The sequence below is a fragment of the Burkholderia sp. 22313 genome (genome assembly GCF_052045245.1).
Lineage (GTDB): Bacteria > Pseudomonadota > Gammaproteobacteria > Burkholderiales > Burkholderiaceae > Burkholderia.
This window is the reverse complement of the sequence record NZ_JBQEON010000001.1, coordinates 235,647-252,039: the sequence shown is the minus strand read 5'-3', so window position 1 is coordinate 252,039 and position 16,393 is coordinate 235,647. Positions and strand designations below refer to the sequence as shown.

The 16,393-nt window shown below is 65.7% G+C and carries 15 protein-coding genes; 6 read left to right on the top strand and 9 right to left on the bottom strand.

The genetic code is table 11. From position 1 onward, the window contains the following. The first annotated feature begins 180 nt into the window (after positions 1–180). Both ACTJKF_RS01040 and ACTJKF_RS01035 read left to right on the top strand, forming a co-directional pair. Positions 181–1,290: an extracellular catalytic domain type 1 short-chain-length polyhydroxyalkanoate depolymerase gene (locus tag ACTJKF_RS01040; RefSeq protein WP_440621681.1), complete on the top strand. Its 1,110-nt coding sequence runs from the start codon at positions 181–183 to the stop codon at positions 1,288–1,290. Positions 1,291–1,371: 81 nt separating this feature from the next. Then, positions 1,372–1,548, top strand: a complete 177-nt coding sequence (locus ACTJKF_RS01035) for a DUF3563 family protein (RefSeq protein ID WP_440621680.1) — start codon at positions 1,372–1,374, stop codon at positions 1,546–1,548. Between the two features lie 108 nt (positions 1,549–1,656). Here ACTJKF_RS01035 and ACTJKF_RS01030 read toward each other — a convergent pair whose 3' ends face one another. The 5 genes from ACTJKF_RS01030 to ACTJKF_RS01010 all read right to left on the bottom strand — a co-directional run bounded on the left by ACTJKF_RS01030 (position 1,657) and on the right by ACTJKF_RS01010 (position 5,158). Continuing rightward, positions 1,657–2,076, bottom strand: a complete 420-nt coding sequence (locus ACTJKF_RS01030) for an organic hydroperoxide resistance protein (protein ID WP_048988685.1) — start codon at positions 2,074–2,076, stop codon at positions 1,657–1,659. Positions 2,077–2,231: 155 nt separating this feature from the next. Continuing rightward, positions 2,232–2,684: a MarR family winged helix-turn-helix transcriptional regulator gene (locus tag ACTJKF_RS01025; protein ID WP_440621679.1), complete on the bottom strand. Its 453-nt coding sequence runs from the start codon at positions 2,682–2,684 to the stop codon at positions 2,232–2,234. Positions 2,685–2,844: 160 nt separating this feature from the next. Further along, positions 2,845–3,654, bottom strand: a complete 810-nt coding sequence (locus ACTJKF_RS01020) for a BPSS1780 family membrane protein (RefSeq protein ID WP_440621678.1) — start codon at positions 3,652–3,654, stop codon at positions 2,845–2,847. Beyond that, positions 3,645–4,643 (bottom strand): homoserine kinase, encoded by a 999-nt coding sequence (locus ACTJKF_RS01015; RefSeq protein ID WP_440621677.1) that lies wholly within the window; start codon positions 4,641–4,643, stop codon positions 3,645–3,647. Before ACTJKF_RS01015 ends, ACTJKF_RS01020 begins: the two co-directional genes overlap by 10 nt. Before the next feature lie 107 nt (positions 4,644–4,750). Then, entirely contained in the window at positions 4,751–5,158 is a 408-nt protein-coding gene (locus tag ACTJKF_RS01010) for a hypothetical protein (RefSeq protein WP_440621676.1), read from the bottom strand. Between the two features lie 139 nt (positions 5,159–5,297). Here ACTJKF_RS01010 and ACTJKF_RS01005 point away from each other — a divergent pair, with 139 nt between their 5' ends. Then, positions 5,298–6,824: an AMP nucleosidase gene (locus tag ACTJKF_RS01005; RefSeq protein WP_440621675.1), complete on the top strand. Its 1,527-nt coding sequence runs from the start codon at positions 5,298–5,300 to the stop codon at positions 6,822–6,824. Between the two features lie 114 nt (positions 6,825–6,938). Here ACTJKF_RS01005 and ACTJKF_RS01000 read toward each other — a convergent pair whose 3' ends face one another. Both ACTJKF_RS01000 and ACTJKF_RS00995 read right to left on the bottom strand, forming a co-directional pair. Continuing rightward, positions 6,939–7,238 (bottom strand): hypothetical protein, encoded by a 300-nt coding sequence (locus tag ACTJKF_RS01000; RefSeq protein ID WP_440621674.1) that lies wholly within the window; start codon positions 7,236–7,238, stop codon positions 6,939–6,941. A 393-nt stretch (positions 7,239–7,631) separates the two neighbouring features. Next, positions 7,632–8,393, bottom strand: a complete 762-nt coding sequence (locus tag ACTJKF_RS00995) for a TIGR00730 family Rossman fold protein (protein ID WP_440621673.1) — start codon at positions 8,391–8,393, stop codon at positions 7,632–7,634. 1 nt (position 8,394) lies between these two features. Between ACTJKF_RS00995 and polA the strand changes: the two genes are divergently transcribed. From polA to ACTJKF_RS00980, 3 genes are all read left to right on the top strand, one after another. After that, positions 8,395–11,148, top strand: a complete 2,754-nt coding sequence (polA, locus tag ACTJKF_RS00990) for a DNA polymerase I (protein ID WP_440621672.1) — start codon at positions 8,395–8,397, stop codon at positions 11,146–11,148. Positions 11,149–11,427: 279 nt separating this feature from the next. Then, positions 11,428–12,762 (top strand): NAD(P)/FAD-dependent oxidoreductase, encoded by a 1,335-nt coding sequence (locus tag ACTJKF_RS00985; protein ID WP_440621671.1) that lies wholly within the window; start codon positions 11,428–11,430, stop codon positions 12,760–12,762. Positions 12,763–13,183: 421 nt separating this feature from the next. Continuing rightward, positions 13,184–14,059 carry a dienelactone hydrolase family protein gene (locus tag ACTJKF_RS00980; RefSeq protein ID WP_440621669.1) on the top strand — a complete coding sequence of 292 codons (876 nt, stop codon included), beginning with the start codon at positions 13,184–13,186 and terminating at the stop codon, positions 14,057–14,059. A 22-nt stretch (positions 14,060–14,081) separates the two neighbouring features. Here the strand turns inward: ACTJKF_RS00980 and ACTJKF_RS00975 are convergent, their stop codons facing one another. Together ACTJKF_RS00975 and ACTJKF_RS00970 are read right to left on the bottom strand one after the other, a co-directional pair. Further along, positions 14,082–14,951 carry a sulfurtransferase gene (locus tag ACTJKF_RS00975; RefSeq protein WP_440621667.1) on the bottom strand — a complete coding sequence of 290 codons (870 nt, stop codon included), beginning with the start codon at positions 14,949–14,951 and terminating at the stop codon, positions 14,082–14,084. Between the two features lie 115 nt (positions 14,952–15,066). Continuing rightward, positions 15,067–16,173: an aromatic ring-hydroxylating oxygenase subunit alpha gene (locus ACTJKF_RS00970; protein WP_440621666.1), complete on the bottom strand. Its 1,107-nt coding sequence runs from the start codon at positions 16,171–16,173 to the stop codon at positions 15,067–15,069. Positions 16,174–16,393: the final 220 nt, after the last annotated feature.

The following is a 16,393-nucleotide window of genomic DNA, read 5'->3' as shown; positions in this document are numbered from 1 at the left end:
AACGGATACAAGCGGCCAAACCCCAGTATAGCGCCGCGTCTGATCGAGGCCCGTTTTTTGCACTGCGGGAACGCGCCGCATGCAGGAAAAATCCCGGAAACAGTGCTATGGTGCATTGCACAAACCTGAACGATGCACGTTGTGTCGTGTCCCCATTTTTCCTGACTGCGAGCCCGATCGATGACCAAAAGTCTGACCAAGGTATGGCTGGGCGGCATGAAACGCATGCTGTCTCCGGCCGCCAAACGTGCGACGCGCGATGCGCAGCGGATCGCGCGCGAGACGCTCGAGGCCGCGGCGGCGCCCGCCGTAGCCGATCTGTCCCCGCCGCGCGAATCGCGCGTGCGGCCGCGCGCGGCTGCATGGGCGGCCGGCGAGTGGACGCGCGGCGAGCATCCGATGGCGCCCGCGCTCGGCCGCCTCGTCCAGCAGCTCGCCTATGGTCTTTACGTTCCGCCTGGCCGCTGGCGCGGCGCGATCCCGCTCGTCGTGATGCTGCACGGCTGTCAGCAATCGGTCGACGAGTTCGCGCAGGGCACCCGGATGAACCTGCTGGCCGACAAGCACGGCTTTGCGGTGCTGTACCCGGAGCAGTCGCTGCGCGCACACGCGCACGGCTGCTGGCACTGGTATGAAGATACCGACCGCGCGGGCCGCGGCGAAGCGGATGCCGTCGCGTCGCTCGTCGATACGCTCGTCGACGAGCACGGCTTCGACGCGTCGCGCGTCTACGTCGCCGGGTTGTCGGCCGGCGCGGGCCTCGCGACGCTTCTGGCGCTGCATCATCCGGACCGCTTCGCCGCGGTTGCGCTGCACTCGGGGCCCGCGCTCGGCGAAGCGAACTCCGGGATCAGCGCGATGGACGTGATGCGGCGCGGGCTGCGGCAGAACCCGGCGGCCAACGTCGATGCGCTGGTCGACGCCGGTGCGTATCCGGGCATGCCCGCGCTGATCGTGCAGGGTGACGGCGACCATGTCGTCGCGCCGAAGAACGCCGACCAGCTGACGGTGCAGTTCATGCGCCTGAACGGGCTCGCGGACAGCCGCGGCGCATTGCGCGGCGGCGAGCGCGTGGAGACGCGCGAGGCCGGCGCGCAGATCACCGACGTGCGCCGCGACGGCGAGCCGGTCGTGCGACTTTGCCATGTGAAAGGGCTCGATCATGCATGGTCGGGCGGCGACGAAGCCGTGCCGTTTCATGCGGCCGTCGGCCCCGATGCAAGCGCCATGATCTGGTCTTTTTTCGAACACAATCGCAGGACTGTGGCGGCCGAACGACGCACCGTCTGATCGACGCTGGCCAAGTCCTAGGGTTTTCCCTATAATGCGGGAAAACCCTAGTCAAAGAACCTTTGGATTGCGAGATCGAACATGTACCTGCTGAGCCACCTCTTCCTGATGCTGACCAAGAACGCTGAAAAGGCCGCGAAAGAGCGCGCCGACGCGTACCTGTCCGAAGCGACCGACATCTACGATCTCGAATTCCGTATGCGCAAGATCGATCGCGAAGCAGCGATGAACCGTCCGTTCTCGATCGGCTCGCGTTAAGCAGCATTGCGCGGGCCGGCGCATCGGCCGGTCCGGCGCATCATGCAAAAGGGCGTGTGCGGCAAGTAGCCGCACACGCCCTTTTTGCATTCGGTTCCGCGAGTCGCCTTAGACGACCGTCAGGCGCACCGGCACGTTGTTGCGCGTCGCGTTCGAGTACGGGCACACATGGTGCGCCTTGTCGACCAACGCCTGTGCATCGGCCTTGTCGAGCCCCGGCAGCGACACGCGCAGTTCGATGTCGAGCCCGAAGCCGCCTGCGTCGTTCGGGCCGATGCCCACTTCCGCGGTGACCTGCGTGTCGGCCGGCAGCGTCTGCTTGTTCTGGCCGGCCACGAATTTCATCGCGCTCAGGAAACAGGCCGAGTACCCTGCGGCAAACAGCTGCTCAGGGTTCGTGCCTTCCGCACCCGTGCCGCCGAGCTCGCGCGGCGCGGCAAGCTTCACTTCCAGCTTGTGGTCGGCGGATACCGCGCGGCCGTCGCGGCCGCCTGTGCTCGTGGCGCTGGTCTTGTACAGAATGTTCATCGTGCAGCTCCTGTCGGAAGAATGGGAGGAAAGCGGTCCGGTCGGACGAGGCGTCGCCGGCCACGACAAAAATATAGAACACAAATGATTTGTGTGCAAATGAAATTTGGAAAAAAAGCCCGGCGGTGCCGGGCCCGTTCGCGTCGACGAGGTCGTCAGTCTTCGTTGGCCGCCGACAGCGCGTGGTGTAACTGCTGGAGATCCGCGCGCAGCCGGACCAGAAACTCGGGCGTTTGTTGCATCGCGCAAAAGAGATCGGCGGGCACCGAGCGCGCCTTGTCCTTCAGCGCGCGGCCTTCCGCCGTCAAGCGCACGTTCACGACTCGCTCGTCGGTCGCGCTGCGCGCGCGCGCGACGTAGCCGAGCGCCTCGAGCCGCTTCAGCAGCGGCGTGACGGTGGCCGGATCGAGGTCGAGCCGCGCGGCGATGTCCTTTACCGCGATGTCGTCGCGTTCCCACAGCACGAGCATCGCCAGATATTGGGGATAGGTCAGCGACAGCTTGTCGAGCAACGGCTTGTACGCCTTCGTCATCGCATGCGAAGTCGAGTAGAGCGCGAAGCACAGTTGCGCGTCGAGCGTCTGGGGCAGCGGGGGCAGGCGGTCCATGATTCGGGCGGCGCGGCGGACGCGCTAATGATTTGCACGCAAATTATTTTGCGCGCAAAAGATTCGATTGAACAGGGTGCGGCGCGGATTGGGCGGGAGCGGCCATCCGCAAGGGGCGCCGAATGGGCCGGCCGGCGCGCGCGCACCGGCCGAGCGGGCCTCAGCGGCCCGACGTGGGCGTCGCGGTGCCCGGTTCCTGCACGCCGAAGCAGCCGCGATAGGTTGCGTAGAACGAGCAGTACATCATCGTGACGATGATGATCGTCACCGGCATCATGATCGTCAGCACATAGGCGCCGGCGCCGAGCGCCTGCAGCAGCAGCGACAGGCCGAACGACGCGCCGAGTGCGACGCCGAACCACAGTAGCCCGTACACGACGAACGCGCCGCGATTGCGCCAGCAGCTGACGACGCTGAAAAACAGTGCCTTCGCGGGCGGAATGTCATGCCACGCGGTGAGCACCGGGGCGAACCAGAACAGCATCGCGACCGGCGCGTAGAGCAGCGTCGCGAGCAGCAGCGCACCGAGCGTGCCCTGCGCGGCAAGGGTTTCCGGCGTCGCGTTGGTGTCGCCCGTCGTGCCCAGCATCATGTGGAGCAGCCCGCCGCCGTCGACGATCGACGACGCGGCGAACACCAGCACCATCAGCGCGACATAGACCACGCCGAGCACGAGCAGCCGCTGCCGCGTTGCGGAACCATACGAGCGGAAGCCGTCGATGAGGATCGTCGGCATCACCGGCTTGCCGGCCACCGTGTCGCGGCACGCGGCCATGAAGCCGACCGCGATGCCGGGGATGAACAGCAGCGGCAGCGCCGCGCCGATCACCGGCACCATCGACACCAGCGTGATGGCCAGCAGGTACGTGAAAAACAGCGTGATGAACGCGAGCGGGTTCCGGCGGAACAGCCAGATGCCTTGTCGGAACCAGACATAGCCCGCTTTCGCGGGTACTTCGATCAGTTGCATGCGGTATGAGTCTCGGGAAGCGCGGGCGTGTGGGCGATACGTTCACGCAGGATCCGTTCGAAATGACCGGGGTCGTGCGGCTTGAGCATTTCGGCCGCGCGCGGCAGGTAGAAGTCGTACAGGCGCGACACCCAGAAGCGGTACGCGCCCGCGCGCAGCATGTCGCTCCAGTGGCTACGTTCCTCGGCCGTGAACGGCCGGACCGTCTGGTACGCGCGCACCAGCGCGTCCGCGCGGGCGACGTCGAGCACGCCCGTCGCGAGATCGACGCACCAGTCGTTGACGGTCACCGCGACGTCGAACAGCCACTTGTCGCAGCCGGCGAAATAAAAATCGAAGAAGCCGCCGAGCCGGACGTCATGGCCGGTGCCCGGCGCCGCGTGCGCGAACAGCACGTTGTCGCGGAACAGGTCGCAATGGCACGGGCCGCTCGGCAGCGCAGCGTAGTCGCCGGATGCGAAGAACGCGGCCTGGTGCGCGAGTTCGCCCTCAAGCAGCGTGCGCTGCGCGTCGGTGATGAACGGGACGATCGCCGGCACGTTCTCCTGCCACCACGGCAGGCTGCGCAGGTTCGGCTGGTGGCGCGCATAGTCGCGCCCCGCGAGGTGCAGGCGCGCGAGCATCTGCCCGACCTCGATGCAGTGTTCGACCCCCGGCGCGAGTTCGGCCGCGCCGTCGAGCTTCGTGACGATCGCCGCCGGCTTGCCGTGCAGCTCGCCGAACAGCGCACCGTCGTCGCGCGGGATCGGATCCGGCACCGGCACGCCGTGGCTCGCCAGGTGGCGCATCAGATCCAGGTAGAACGGCAGTTGTTCAGCGGTCAGCTTTTCGAAGATCGTCAGGACGTATTCGCCGCGCGTCGTCGTCAGGAAGAAGTTGCTGTTTTCGATACCGGACGGAATGCCGCGGAACGCCAGCACGTCGCCCAGTTCGTAGTGGCGCATCCATTGCGCGAGATCGGAGTCGGAAACAGCGGTGAAAACGGCCATGCGAGATGCGTCTGGTCAGTTGTCGGCACGCGCGCGGCGTGCGGCGCGACAGGAGGTGAAGGGGAAGCCGGCGCGCCGCGTCGGGATCGAGGCGGCGCGGCAAGCAATCAGTAGCGCAGGTTGACCGACGGCAGGCGCGTGATCGGGACGCCCGCGTCGTGCGGCTTCGGCGACGTGTCGAGCGTCGAGCTCATCTGATAGCGCGTGCCGAAGTTCGACTTCACGTCGATCTCGACCGGTTTGCCGCGATCGCGATACTCGGTGACCTCGGTGCCGTTCTTGCTCTTTTCGTGGAAGCTCGGCGTGCGGCGAATGTCGGCGAAGTCGACTTTCGACGAGACTTCGGCGCCCGGCCGGTTGATCTTGCGGAGATCGGGCAGGCCGGCGGCTTCGTTGGCCTCGGCCCGGGCCTGTGCGTCGGCGTCAGGCGTGCTGCCGGCGGCGTAAGCGGCGCCGGCAGCGGCAAACGTGCCAGCAAACGCGGCGGCAGCGGCGACGAGAATGAGCGGCTTCATGATGAGTCTCCAGTGAACCTACCGATTTTAGCAAATACTGCGCGCGGCCCGGCCCTCGCGTGCAAGCGGCATGCAAGCGGGGGCCACGAGCGTGACCGGGTTCCGTGGTAATGTCGTTCGATCACACGAGGTGTTGAAAATGAAGAACGATTTGAGCCGCCGGCATCGGGTGCTGACGCCCGAGAGCCCGGCCGTCGAAGCATTCGACGATTCCGTTGCCGCCGTCGCGCGACTGTCGGCCATCTACGACACGAATACGGGCTTTCTGCGCGATGCCTTCGCGCGTTATCGCCGCCATGAACCGATCACCGAGCACGTGCGTGCGTGCTATCCGTTCGTGCGAATCCGCACCGACGTCAACACGCACGTCGATTCGCGCCGCTCGTACGGCTTCGTCGCGGGCCCCGGCGTGTTCGAGACGACGGTTACGCGTCCCGACCTGTTTGCGAACTACTACCGCGAGCAGTTGCGCCTGTTGTCGAAGAACCATCACGTGAAGATCGAGGTCGGCGTGTCGTCGCAGCCGATTCCGATTCACTTCGCGTTTCCGGAAGGCATCCATCTCGAAGGCGAGCTCGACCGCGATCGCCTGCTCGCGATGCGCGACATCTTCGACACGCCGGATCTGTCGTACCTCGACGACCGCATCGTCAACGGCACGTTCGAGCCGGAGCATGGCGAGCCGCATCCGCTCGCGCTGTTTACCGCCGCGCGCGTCGACTTCTCGCTGCACCGGCTGCGTCACTACACGGCGACGTCGCCCACGCACTTCCAGAACTACGTGCTCTACACGAACTACCAGTTCTACATCGACGAATTCGTGAAGCTCGGCCGCACGCTGATGACGGAAAGCACCGATCCCGAAGTGCGTGCGTACCGCAGCCAGTACAGCGCGTTCGTCGAGCCGGGCGATGTCGTCACGTACAACGCGAACCTCGGCAGCGAGGCGGCCGAAGGCGCCGCGCCGCCGCGGCTGCCGCAGATGCCCGCGTATCACCTGAAGCGCGCGGACGGCAGCGGGATCACGATGGTCAACATCGGCGTCGGTCCGTCGAATGCGAAGACGATCACCGACCACATCGCGGTGCTGCGTCCGCATGCGTGGGTGATGCTCGGTCACTGCGCGGGCCTGCGCAACACGCAGCGTCTCGGCGACTACGTGCTGGCACACGGTTACGTGCGCGAGGATCACGTGCTCGACGCCGACCTGCCGCTGTGGGTGCCGATCCCGGCGCTCGCCGAAGTGCAGCTCGCGCTCGAGCGCGGCGTGGCCGAGGTCACCCGGCTGGAAGGCGCCGAACTGAAGCGCGTGATGCGCACGGGAACGGTCGCGAGCGTCGACAACCGCAACTGGGAGCTGCGCGATCATCGCGAGCCGGTGCAGCGTCTGTCGCAAAGCCGTGCGATCGCGCTCGACATGGAAAGCGCGACGATCGCCGCGAACGGGTTCCGCTTCCGCGTGCCGTACGGCACGCTGCTGTGCGTATCGGATAAACCCCTGCACGGCGAGCTGAAGCTGCCGGGCATGGCCGACACGTTCTATCGCGGGCAGGTCGACCAGCATCTGCAGATCGGCGTGAAGGCGATGGAGATCCTGCGCACGAACGGGCTCGACAAGCTGCATAGCCGCAAGCTGCGCAGCTTCGCGGAAGTGGCGTTTCAGTAACGCGGCAACGCAACCGCGTCCCCAACGACAAAGGCCGCACGCGAACCTTCGTTCGCATGCGGCCTTCGTTTTTCTGCTGCAGCACGAGGGCCTGGCGGCCCTTCGCTCAAACGTTCAGCACTCGCCCTTCTTCATGTGTCCCGGCGGGCAGTGATAGCCGTCGCGGCCTTCGTGACCACGATGGTGGTCGCGCTCTTCCCACTCGCGGCGCTCCCAGTAGCGATGACCGTCCCAGTAGCGGTCGCCGTGCCAGCCGACGATCACCGCGGGTGCCGGCGCAACGACGACGGGTGCCGGCGCGACGATGACCGGCGCGGGCGTGCCGATGTTGACGTCGACGTTGACGGCGTGGGCGAGGCCGGACAGCGACAGACCGAGGCCGGCGAAGGCGAGGGCGATCAGCGAGCGTTGCATGTTGTTTTCCGTGTTGTCGTTGTAAAAGGCCGGCGCGACGCGATGGACGCGAGGGGGATCGTTCCACCGGGGGGACGCCACGCCGACGAGATGAAGTGTGCGGGTGCGGCGCGGAAAAGGCGAGGCGAATTTGTTACGGCGGATTGTCGCGACGCAGGCCGGCCCGATGAACGGCAGGCGGCATGATTTGACATTGACGGGGCTGCGGGCGCGGAGCGCGGCAATCGCGTTGCGCGATGCAGGCCGCCCGGATTTGACATTCGGCGGCGCGCGGCAGCACGGCGCGATTAATGCGGCGTTACAAAATGACGCGCGGCAGGCGGCGCAATCGCCAGGCCTGCCGCGCGGGACGCGAGATGCCGGCCATGAGGCCGGCCGTCGACGTCGATCGACTTACAGATAGAACATGCGGTCTTCTTCGGGCCGCGGCGGATGACCTTCGCCATCGTCCGTGCCTTCCTCCTCGCCGCTGTCCTCGTAGAACGCGAGCACGGCATCGAGCACCTGGTCGGGATCGTCGATCACCTGCATCAGATCCATGTCTTCCGGATTGATGAGGCCCATCGGAATCAGCTGGTCGCGGAACCACTGCAGCAGCCCCTTCCAGAACTCGCTGCCGACGAGGATGATCGGCACGAGGCGCGACTTCTTCGTCTGGATCAGCGTGAGCACTTCGGACAGCTCGTCGAGCGTGCCGAATCCGCCCGGCATCACGATCACCGCGTCGGAGTTCTTCACGAACGTGACCTTGCGCGTGAAGAAGTGGCGGAAGCGCAGCGAGATGTCCTGATAGTGGTTGCCCGCCTGCTCATGGGGCAGCTCGATGTTCAGGCCGACCGACGGCGCCTTGCCGGCGTGCGCGCCCTTGTTCGCGGCTTCCATGATGCCGGGGCCGCCGCCGGAGATCACCGCGAAGCCGGCGTCGGACAGCTTGCGGGCGATCTGCACCGCGAGCTTGTAGTGCGGCGTGTCGGGCTTGAGACGGGCCGAACCATAGATGCTGACGGCCGGGCGGATCTCCGACAGGTACTCGGTCGCCTCGATAAACTCTGCCATAATCGTGAACATCTGCCACGATGCGCGCGCCTTCTTGGCCGTCGCGCGTTCTTGATCTGCGAGCGAACGCAGACTCGGAATCACTTTTCTCTTGTTCATAATGCCTGAAGAACGAAATCTGGAAGGTAAGACCCTGCTATTGGTTGACGGTTCGAGCTATCTGTATCGGGCTTACCATGCGATGCCTGATTTGCGTGGCCCTGGCGGGGAGCCGACCGGAGCGCTCTACGGAATCATCAACATGCTGCGCCGTATGCGCAAGGAAGTCAGTGCAGAGTATAGCGCTTGCGTGTTCGATGCAAAGGGCAAGACGTTCCGCGACGACCTCTATGCCGACTATAAGGCAAACCGTCCGTCGATGCCGCCCGATCTCGCATTGCAGGTCGAGCCGATTCACGGCGCGGTGCGCGCGCTCGGCTGGCCGCTGCTGATGGTCGAGGGCGTCGAAGCCGACGACGTGATCGGCACGCTCGCGCGCGAAGCCGAGCGGCACGGGATGAACGTGATCGTGTCGACCGGCGACAAGGATCTCGCGCAGCTCGTCACGGCTCACGTCACGCTCGTCAACACGATGACCAACGAGACGCTCGACCGCGACGGCGTGATCGCGAAGTTCGGCGTGCCGCCCGAGCGGATCATCGACTACCTCGCGTTGATCGGCGACACCGTCGACAACGTGCCGGGCGTCGAGAAGTGCGGGCCGAAGACGGCCGTGAAATGGCTGTCGCAATACGACAGTCTCGACGGCGTGATCGAACATGCGGGCGAGATCAAGGGCGTGGTCGGCGACAACCTGCGCCGCGCGCTCGACTTCCTGCCGCTCGGCCGCAAGCTCGTGACCGTCGACACGGCGTGCGATCTCGCGCCGCATCTCGAATCGATCGAGGCGTCGCTGAAGAGCGACGGCGAGGCGCGCGACCTGATGCGCGACATCTTCGCGCGCTATGGCTTCAAGACGTGGCTGCGCGAAGTCGAGAGCGCACCCGCCGAAGGCGGCGGCGCCGATGCGCCGGAAGGCGACCCCGCGCCGGTGGTCGCCGCTGACATGGCTCGCGAATACGACACGATCCAGACCTGGGAACAATTCGACGCGTGGTTCGCGAAGATCGATGCGGCCGCACTCACCGCGTTCGACACCGAAACCACCGCGCTCGATCCGATGACCGCCCGGCTCGTCGGCCTGTCGTTCTCGGTCGAGCCGGGCAAGGCCGCGTATCTGCCGGTCGCGCATCGCGGCCCCGACCTGCCCGAGCAACTGCCGATCGACGACGTGCTCGCGCGCCTGAAGCCGTGGCTCGAATCGGCCGATCGCAAGAAGGTCGGCCAGCATCTGAAGTACGACGCGCAGGTGCTCGCGAACTACGACATCGCGCTGAACGGCATCGAGCACGACACGCTGCTCGAATCGTACGTGCTCGAATCGCATCGCACGCACGACATGGACAGCCTCGCGCTGCGTCATCTGGGCGTCAAGACGATCAAGTACGAAGACGTGGCCGGCAAGGGTGCGAAGCAGATCGGCTTCGACGAAGTCGCGCTCGAGCAGGCCGCCGCGTATGCGGCCGAAGATGCGGACATCACCCTGCAGCTTCACCTGACGCTGTATCCGCAGGTCGCGCGCGAAGCGGGCCTCGCGCGCGTGTATCGCGACATCGAGATGCCGGTCTCGCTCGTGCTGCGCAAGATGGAGCGCACCGGCGTGCTGATCGACGACGCGCTTTTGCAGGCGCAGAGCAGCGAGATTGCGACGCGGCTCATCGAGCTCGAGGGCCAGGCGTACGAACTGGCCGGCGGCGAGTTCAATCTCGGCTCGCCGAAGCAGATCGGGCAGATCTTTTTCGAGAAGCTGCAGTTGCCCGTCGTGAAGAAGACGCCGAGCGGCGCTCCGTCGACCGACGAGGAAGTGTTGCAGAAGCTGGCCGAGGATTACCCGCTACCGAAGCTGCTGCTCGAGCATCGCGGGCTGTCGAAGCTGAAGTCGACGTACACCGACAAGCTGCCGCGCATGGTGAACCCGGCAACGGGCCGCGTGCACACGAACTATGCGCAGGCCGTCGCGGTCACGGGCCGGCTCGCATCGAACGATCCCAATCTTCAGAACATTCCGGTGCGCACGGCCGAAGGCCGGCGGATCCGCGAAGCGTTCATCGCGTCGCCGGGCCACCGGATCGTGTCGGCCGACTATTCGCAGATCGAATTGCGGATCATGGCGCACATCTCCGGCGACGCGTCGCTGCTGCGCGCGTTCTCGCAGGGCGAGGACATCCACCGCGCAACCGCCGCCGAAGTGTTCGGCGTGACGCCGCTCGAGGTCAACGCCGACCAGCGCCGGATCGCCAAGGTGATCAACTTCGGGCTGATCTACGGGATGAGCGCGTTCGGCCTCGCGTCGAATCTCGGCATCACGCGCGACGCGGCGAAGCTCTACATCGACCGCTACTTCGCGCGCTATCCGGGCGTCGCGCAGTACATGGAAGACACGCGCACGGTGGCGAAGGAGAAGGGCTACGTCGAAACCGTTTTCGGCCGCCGCCTGTGGCTGCCGGAGATCAACGGCGGCAATGGCCCGCGCCGTCAGGCCGCCGAACGCGCGGCCATCAATGCACCGATGCAGGGCACGGCGGCCGACCTGATCAAGCTGTCGATGATCGCGGTGGACGGCTGGCTCACGCGCGATCGGCTCGCGTCGCGGATGATCATGCAGGTGCACGATGAACTGGTGCTCGAGGTGCCCGACAGCGAACTGTCGCTCGTGCGCGAGAAGTTGCCGGAAATGATGTGCGGCGTGGCGCAGCTGAAGGTGCCGCTGGTCGCCGAAGTGGGCGCCGGCGCGAACTGGGAAGAGGCGCACTGACGCACCCCGTGCGATTCCCCGCTTCCCGCAGCATATTGTTGCAGGGATGCTGAATATCGAGATGGTTTGCTTGTGGTCAACGCGCAAGCTCCCGGACAATGCCAGTCAGTCAGGTCATTGTCTCGGGGGGCGGCGCGCCCGCGTTCCGGGATCGGCGCATCGAAGTGTTTCGAACTGCACATCGATGAGGTCCGAACCGGTTGATCCAATGGGCGGCGCGAACGCATCGCGTCCGCAACGTTCGGCGGCAGCAGTTTCGAATCGCAAAGGGGAAATCAGATGCATCGGATCATCATCGTAGGTGGAGGCGCGGGCGGCCTGGAACTGGCGACGCGGCTCGGCGACCGTTACGGTGCGCGCGGCGATCGTCCCGCGCGTGCGCTTGTCACGCTCGTCGACCGTAATCCGACTCACATCTGGAAGCCATTGTTGCACGAGGTCGCGGCCGGCAGCATGGACCCGTTCACCCAGGAGCTCGAATACGCGGCGCAGGCGCGCTGGCATGGCTTCGAGTTTCAGCAGGGCGAACTGAACGCGCTCGATCGCACCGCGAAGCGCATCACGCTGTCGCCCGTCAACGACAGCGACGGCGAGGAACTGCTGCCGGCGCGCGACCTGGAATACGACACGCTGGTGATCGCGATCGGCAGCACGACGCACTTCTTCGGCGTGCAGGGTGCGGCTGAAAACGCGATTGCGCTCGATACGGTCGGCGAGGCCGAGCGCTTCCGCAAGCGCCTGATCGCCGCGTGCATGCGCGCCGAGCACCAGGCCCCGGTGGAACCCGCGCCGGGTGCGGCGGCCGAGCCGCGCATCCAGGTCGTGATCGTCGGCGGCGGTGCGACGGGGGTCGAGTTGTCCGCGGAGCTGCGCAATACCGCACAGGTGCTGTCCGTGTACGGGCTGCACAAGCTCGATCCGCGGCACGACGTCGGCATCGTGCTGATCGAATCGGGGCCGCGCATACTCCCGGCGCTGCAGGAGCGTGTATCGGCCGCAACGGCCGAACTGCTCGAAAAGCTCGGCGTGCGACTGATGCTCGCCGAGCGGGTGACCGAGGTCGGGCCGGGTGTCGTGCACACCGCGAGCGGCAAGGCGGTGCGCGCGGATCTCACGGTCTGGGCGGCCGGCATCAAGGCGCCGTCCGTGCTGTCGCAGCTTGACGGCCTGCAGGTCAACAAGCTCGGTCAGCTCGACGTGCGCCGCACGCTGCAGACCTTCACCGACGACAACGTGTTCGCGCTCGGCGACTGCGCGGCATGCGCATGGCCCGGCAACGAACGCAACGTGCCGCCGCGCGCGCAGGCCGCGCACCAGCAGGCGAGCTTCCTGCTGAAGGCGATCGGATGCCGGCTCGACGGTCGTCCGCTGCCCGAGTTCACGTATCGCGATTTCGGTTCGCTCGTGTCGCTCGGTCACTTCAGCGCGGTCGGCAACCTGATGGGCGGGCTGATCGGCGGCAACATGCTGATCGAAGGGCTGTTCGCGCGGTTCATGTACATGTCGCTGTACCGGCTGCACATCGCGGCGCTGCACGGCTATCCGCGCATGATGCTCGATACGGTCGCGCACTGGCTGCGACGCACGACGCTGCCGCGCGTCAAGCTGCACTGACACGCACGGTCTCGTGCACCGGACGGGCAGGGAATGCGCATCGGGCGCGCTCCCTGCCCGTTGTGTTTTCGGGCACGGGCGACCGCGAATCGGCCGGGCGGGCCCGTTTGTTGCGCGTCCTTCGTTTCAATCCGCAAGCATTCGATTGCGCGGCGGCGCTCACCGCATGCATGCCGCACCTCGACTTGCCGGGTCGGCTGGCGGCGCTCGACACCGTGATCGACGCCAGGGGATTTCAATCTCGTAATCCAGTCTTACACATCTGACAGTTGACGCGACAACGGATTATTGGGCATCTTGTCCGGGTTTCCGGTCGCGGCGGGGTGCCAACCGCCGCGACATCCGCGCCGTCCGCCGGCGCGATGCCTCGTCAGGTCGAATCCGTGGCCATGACGGCGGCACCCAATCGAGGAGTGCATTCATGTTGAAACCCGAAGTCGACAGCCTGGTTCCCCACGTTCCGTTCTCGCGCCGCAAGTTCATGCAGGCCGCGCTGGGCGGCACCTTCGCGGCGGCCGTGCTGCCCGTCTCGGCGCAGACGGTTACGACCGACACCGCCGGGCTGGACGTCGACACCGTCGAGATCCGCTCGGGCGACGCGAGCATCCCCGCGTATCGCGCGCAGCCGGTCGACAAGACGAACCTGCCGGTCGTCATCGTGATCCACGAGATCTTCGGCGTGCATGCGCATATCGCCGACGTCTGCCGCCGCTTCGCGAAGCTCGGCTATCTGGCGATCGCGCCCGACCTGTTCGCGCGGCAGGGCAATGCGTCGAAGTATCCGACGATGAAGGAGCTGTACGACCACATCATCAGCAAGGTGCCGGACCGCCAGGTCACCGAGGATCTCGACGCAACCGTCGCGTGGGCCGGCAAGAATGGCGGCGACCTGTCGCGTCTCGGCGTGACGGGGTTCTGCTGGGGCGGCCGTCAGGCGTGGCTGTACGCGGAACACAATCCGCACGTGCGTGCGGCCGTCGCATGGTACGGGTTCGTCGAAGGCAAGACCGACGAGATGACGCCGTTCAATCCTGTCGATCATGCGTCGTTGCTGAAGGTGCCGGTGCTCGGGCTGTATGGCGAGAAGGACAGCAACATCACGCAGGCGTCGCTCGCCGACATGCGCAAGGCCATTCAGGCGAGCGATTCGGCGCTTGCGCGCCAGTCGGAGATCGTCGTGTATCCGGATGCCGGCCACGCGTTCTTCGCCGATTACCGGCCGAGTTACGTGAAGGGCGATGCCGAGGATGGCTGGAAGCGCGCGATCGAGTGGTTCCACAAGTACGGCGTGATGTGAGCGACAAGCGGCGCGCCGGTGCTTACGGGTTCGGGCCGGTCGCAACCGGTCGCGACGGATCGGCGCTCCATTCGCTCCACGAGCCCGGATACAGCGACGCGCCATGCAATCCCGCGACTTCGAGTGCGAGCGCATTGTGGCATGCGGTCACGCCGGACCCGCATTGCAGGATCACGCTGTTCGGTTCGGTGCCGGCCAGCAGCGTGGTGAACGTCTCGCGCAGTTCATGGCCGGTCTTGAAGCGGCCGTCGGCGTTCAGGTTGTCCTTGAAGAACCGGTTGCGTGCGCCGGGAATATGGCCGCCGATACGATCGATCGTTTCGTTTTCGCCGCGGTAGCGGTCCGGCGCGCGCGCATCGATCACAACGCGCTTGGCCGATGTCACGTTCGCGAGCACGGCTGCCGCGTCGACCGTCGATTCGAGCGGCGCCGCCGCGCGGAAGTCGCCGGCAGCCGGATGCGGTACGTCGGTCGTCAAGGGCTGGCCGGCCGCTTCCCAGGCCTGCAGGCCGCCGTCGAGCACCGCGACCGAATCGTGCCCGAGCCAGCGCAACAGCCACCACAGGCGGGCCGCATAGGCGCCGCCGTGTGCGTCATAGGCCACGACCTGCTGACCCTGCCTGACGCCGCGGCTCGCGATCAGCGTGGCGAATGCATCGCGGGTCGGCAGCGGGTGACGGCCATTGGTGCCGGTCTTGCGGCCGGACAAATCGCGGTCGAGATGGAGATACTGCGCGCCCGCAATGTGGCCGGCCGCATAGGCGGCTTCGCCTGCGGCCGGATCGACGAGATCGAAGCGGCAGTCGAACACCGCGACGCTGCCCGGCGCCGCGGCCAGGCGCTCGGCGAGATTGGTTGCGGAGATGAGCGTGGTGTAGTGGGTATGTGGCATGACGGCTCCCTGGAGTGCAAACGGCCTGATACTCCAAGTCTAAACAAAAAAAGACGGGCCGAAACCCGTCTTTTCATCTGCAGGATGCCGTGCGGCGCCGCAGCGGCGCGTGCGCTCACAGATCGCCGAGATGGCGCCGCAGGAACTCGTGGAAGTGCTGCATGCCGTCTTCCATCGGGCTCTGGTACGGGCCGACCTGCGATTCGCCGCGCGCCATCAGGGCGCGCCGGCCTGCGTCCATTCGCATCGCGATTTCGTCGTCCTCGACGGCCGTTTCCATATAGGCGGCGCGCTCGGCCTCGACGAACTCGCGCTCGAACAGCGCGATTTCCTCGGGGTAATAAAACTCGACGATGTTGGTCGTCTTCTGCGGGCCGCGCGGGATCAGCCACGACACGACGAGCACGTGCGGATACCACTCGATCATCAGGCCCGGGTAGTAGACCATCCAGATCGCGCCGAACTCCGGCGGCACGCCGTTGCGGAACTTGAGCACCTGCTCGTGCCACTTCTGGTAGGTCGCGCTGCCCGGTTTCGCGAGCGCGTTGTGCACGCCGACCGTTTGCACGCTGTACCAGTCGCCGAACTCCCAGTTGAGATCGTCGCACGACACGAAGCTGCCGAGGCCCGGGTGGAACGGGACGACGTGGTAATCCTCGAGGTAGACCTCGATGAACGTCTTCCAGTTGTAATCGCACTCGTGCACTTCGACGTGATCGAACTGGTACTCGGAGAAGTCGAAGTGATGCTTCGTGCCGAGGTTCGCGAGATCGCGCGCGACGTTGCGGCCTTCGGCCTCGAACAGCAGCCCCTGCCAGTTTTGCAGCGGGCTCTTGCCGAGGTTCAGGCACGGCTTGTCGGGGAAGTGCGGCGCGCCGAGCAACTGGCCTTCCAGGTCGTACGTCCAGCGGTGCAGCGGGCACACGATGTTCTGGGTGTGGCCGCGCCCGTTCAGCATGATCGCCTGCCGGTGACGGCACACGTTCGACAGCAGTTCGATCTGGTTCGTCGGGTTGCGGACCAGCACGCGACCTTCCTTCTCGGACGGCAGCGCAAAATAATCCCCCGCCTCGGGCACCATCAACTCGTGCCCGACGTAACGAGGTCCTTTCTTGAAGAGGGTTTCGATCTCGCGCTCGAGTAGCGCCTCATCGAAATATGCAGTGACTGGAAGCTGGCTGTGAGCCGACTTCAACTGAAGCGCATCGCTCAGATTGGACATTCCCACTCCCGGTGTTAGCGTGAAAGCAGTGAACAACCCAACCATCGAAAAATCGATTTAGGGAAACGGGGAATTATACCCGGTTCGCCTCGCAAGGCTAGGATTAAGTGCCTGATTTGTGTCAATTTTTTGTCGGTCGGCGCTCGGGTGGCGCACAATGCGAGGCGAAGAAGGGGCCCGAATGCGGGGCGGGGTGCCCAAGTCGACAGGTCGGAAAATT